Consider the following 3,461-nt stretch of genomic DNA (forward strand, 5'->3'; position numbering starts at 1 on the left):
GGCAAGTCGACGCTGCTGCGGCTGCTGCTCGGCCGCACCGCTCCGAGCGAGGGAATGGCGAGTCTCGGAGCCAGTGTGGCGATCGGCGAGATCGACCAGGCCCGAGCCGTGCTCGCGGGCTCCGCGACGCTCGCCTCGAGCTTCGAGGCGCAGGTGCCCGACTGGCCCGTCGCCGAGATCCGCACCCTGCTGGCGAAGTTCGGTCTCAAGGCCGACCATGTGTCGCGCCCCGTCGACGAGCTCTCGCCCGGTGAGCGAACGCGGGCGGGCCTCGCGCTGCTGCAGGCCACGGGCGTCAATCTGCTGGTGCTCGACGAGCCCACCAACCACCTCGACCTCGTGGCCATCGAGCAGCTCGAGCAGGCGATCGAGTCCTACGAAGGAACGCTTCTGCTCGTCACTCACGACCGGCGCATGCTCGAGACCGTGCGGCTCGACCGGCACTGGCAGGTCGATGCCGGTCGAGTGATCGAACGATAGGGTCGAACAATGAGCAGCGTCGCCGTCGTCCCCGGATCTTTCGACCCCGTCACCCTTGGGCATCTCGATGTCATCTCACGCGCCGCGCGCCTCTTCGACGAGGTTCACGTGCTCGTCGTGCACAACCCGGCCAAGACCGCGCTGCTGCCCATCTCGCAGCGCGTCCGTCTCATCGAGCAGGCCATTCTCGACGAGGGTCTGCCCTCGAACATCGTGGTCAGCTCGTGGAGTGTCGGGCTGCTCGTCGACTATTGCACTGACGTCGGGGCGCGCGCTCTCGTCAAGGGAATCCGCTCTCAGGTCGACGTCGCCTACGAGACGCCGATGGCCATCGTGAACCGCAACCTGGCCGGGGTCGAGACGGTCTTCCTGCTGCCCGACCCCGCGCACGCGCACGTGTCGAGCTCGCTCGTGCGACAGGTGTCGTCGCTCGGTGGCGACGTGTCGCCCTACGTGCCCACCGTCGTGGCCGACTTTCTGAACACGCAGTAGGGCCTGAACACGCAGTAGGGGCAGCGCCTCGAAACCTGTTCTTCACACGCGAGTGGGAGGATGGAGCCATGTCTGATCTCTCCATCGGCTACGCCGCCATGCTCGAGCAGTTCCACCCCACCGAGGCCGTCGCCCTGTCGGCTCTGGCTGAACAGCACGGCTTCACGGGCGTGATGGCGGCGGATCACTTTCAGCCCTGGGTTCCGCAGCAGGGCCAGAGCGCGTTCGTCTGGGAGGTTCTCGCCGCGCTCGGCGAGCGCACCACGGGAGACTTCGGACCGGGCGTCACCGCACCGACGTTCCGCTGGCATCCCGCGATGGTGGCCCAGGCATCCGCAACCCTGGGCGCCATGTACCCGGGCCGGCATTGGCTCGGCCTCGGATCGGGCGAGGCGCTCAACGAGCACATCGTGGGCGGCTACTGGCCCGAGGCTCCCGAGCGCATCAACCGCATGTTCGAGGCCATCGAGATCATCAACAAGCTCTTCACCGCGTCGATCGCCCACAAAGACGTGAAGCACTCCGGCCAGTTCTACAAGCTCGAGTCGACGAGGCTGTGGACCATGCCGCCCGTGGCCCCCGAGATCCTTGTCGCCACGGCCGGACCCGTCACCGCCAAGAGGGCGGGCCGCCACGTCGACGGCCTGATCACGGTCGGAGCGCCGCTTGCCAAGATCGAGGGCCTGTTCGCCAAGTTCGACGAGGGCGCGCGCGAGGCGGGCAAAGACCCGTCGACGATGCCGCGTGTGCTTCAGCTGCACATGTCGTGGGCCGAGACCGACGAGATCGCGCTCGTCAACGCCATGACCGAGTGGCCGAACGGCGGAATGAAGTTCCCGAAGGGCGACATCCGCTCGCCGTTCGAACTCGAGCAGATGGCCAAACTCGTGCGACCCGAAGACTTCGAAGGGCGCCTTGTCATCTCGAGCGATCCCGATGTGCACCGCGCCTACATCCAGAGCTTCATCGACCTGGGCTTCGACCGCGTCTATCTGCACAACGTCGGCCGCAACCAGAAAGAGTGGATCGAGGTCTTCGGCCGCGACGTACTGCCGAAGCTGCACCGCTAGTGTCTCGTCGCGACGCCGCCGAGGTTCGGCTGATCGGCATCGAGGGTGTTCCCGAGGTCTCGCCGGGCGATGACCTCGGGGTGCTCATCCTCTCTGCCCTTCACGACCAGGAGCTCGCCCTCGAAGACGGCGACATCCTGGTGGTCACGTCGAAGATCGTCTCCAAGGCAGAAGGCCGGGTGATCGCGGCCACCGATCGTGAGGACGCGATCACGCGCGAGACGGTGCGGCTCGTGGCGTCGCGGGCGCATCCGGGAGGCGTGACGCGCATCGTCGAGAACCGACAGGGCCTCGTGCAGGCCGCCGCCGGAGTCGACGCGAGCAACACCCCCGAGGGCACAGTGCTGCTGCTTCCCGTAGACCCGGATGCCTCGGCGCGCGCCCTGTGCGCGGCCGTGCGTCAGTCATCCGGTGCCCGTATCGGAATCATCGTTTCGGACACCCTCGGCAGGCCGTGGCGCGAGGGCCAGATCGACGCGGCCATCGGCGCGGCCGGGGTGCGCATCATCGACGACCTGCGCGGCAGCACCGACACGTTCGGGCAGACGCTGTCGGTGACGCAGGCCGCGACAGGCGACGAGCTCGCATCGGCAACCGACCTCGTGAAGGGCAAGGCCTGGGGCGTGCCGGTCGCCCTGGTGCGCGGACTCGAGCGGCTCGTCGTCGACACGCTCGACACTCCCGCCCGCGCGCTGGTGCGGTCGCCCGAGAGCGACATGTTCAGGCTCGGCTCCGACGAGGCGAACGCGCAGGGTTTCGCAGAGGGCTACGCGAAGGGCGTGTCGGATGCGCGTCGCGGCCACCGTGCGCCGGCCCGGCCGTCGCGGGTGCGGTTGCGCAGGCGAGCGCGATGAGCGCCACGGGCGAATGGGTCGTCGTGATGCCGGTGAAGGGCACCGCAGGGGCGAAGAGTCGGCTTCTCGGCGGGCTCGCCGAAACGGAGATTCCCGAGTCGCGCCGCGCCGACTTCGCGCTGGCGCTCGCACTCGACGCGGTCGACGCCGTGCGTGCCGCGCTTCCGGTCGTGCGCGTCATCGTGGTGACGAGCACCGAGGTGTCGGAGCGTTTCGAGGCCCTCGGCGCCCTGGTGCGTCGCGATCCGGGAACCGGACTCAACGCCGCGTTCACCCGGGGCATCCGCGCAGCAATGGAACTCAACCCGGGTCGCCCTGTCGCGGCCCTGATGAGCGACCTCGCCTCTATTCGGCCCCGAGACGTGACCGCAGCGCTCGAACTCGCGGCGTCGCATCCGCTCGGCATGCTCACAGACAAAGACGGCACGGGCACCACGATGATCACCGCTATCTCGCCCCGCGAACTCGTTCCACGATTCGGCCTCGGATCCGCGCGGAGGCACCGGGAGGCGGGCCACGTCGAGCTCGACATCGCTCGTGGCGACCGGATGCGCCTCGACGTCGA

Annotated in this window: 5 protein-coding genes; all 5 read left to right on the plus strand. The window is 68.4% G+C overall.

The features are described 5' to 3' along the window. Positions 1–480 (plus strand): ATP-binding cassette domain-containing protein (locus tag ACE5CZ_RS11690; RefSeq protein WP_374947503.1); only part of this gene is annotated, 480 nt, incomplete at its 5' end. 9 nt (positions 481–489) lie between these two features. Next, entirely contained in the window at positions 490–972 is a 483-nt protein-coding gene (gene coaD, locus ACE5CZ_RS11695) for a pantetheine-phosphate adenylyltransferase (protein ID WP_374947504.1), read from the plus strand. 68 nt (positions 973–1,040) lie between these two features. After that, the gene (locus ACE5CZ_RS11700; RefSeq protein ID WP_374947505.1) at positions 1,041–2,042 is read left to right on the plus strand and encodes a TIGR03557 family F420-dependent LLM class oxidoreductase; all 1,002 of its coding nucleotides are present in this window, start codon (positions 1,041–1,043) and stop codon (positions 2,040–2,042) included. Further along, positions 2,042–2,896 (plus strand): coenzyme F420-0:L-glutamate ligase, encoded by an 855-nt coding sequence (locus ACE5CZ_RS11705; RefSeq protein ID WP_374947506.1) that lies wholly within the window; start codon positions 2,042–2,044, stop codon positions 2,894–2,896. Before ACE5CZ_RS11700 ends, ACE5CZ_RS11705 begins: the two co-directional genes overlap by 1 nt. Then, positions 2,893–3,461: 2-phospho-L-lactate guanylyltransferase (gene cofC / locus ACE5CZ_RS11710; RefSeq protein ID WP_374947507.1), on the plus strand; the 569-nt coding region annotated here is incomplete at its 3' end. The genes ACE5CZ_RS11705 and cofC, both read left to right, overlap by 4 nt.

It is taken from the genome of Agreia sp., from assembly GCF_964263775.1.
In the GTDB taxonomy this organism is placed as follows: Bacteria; Actinomycetota; Actinomycetes; order Actinomycetales; family Microbacteriaceae; genus Agreia.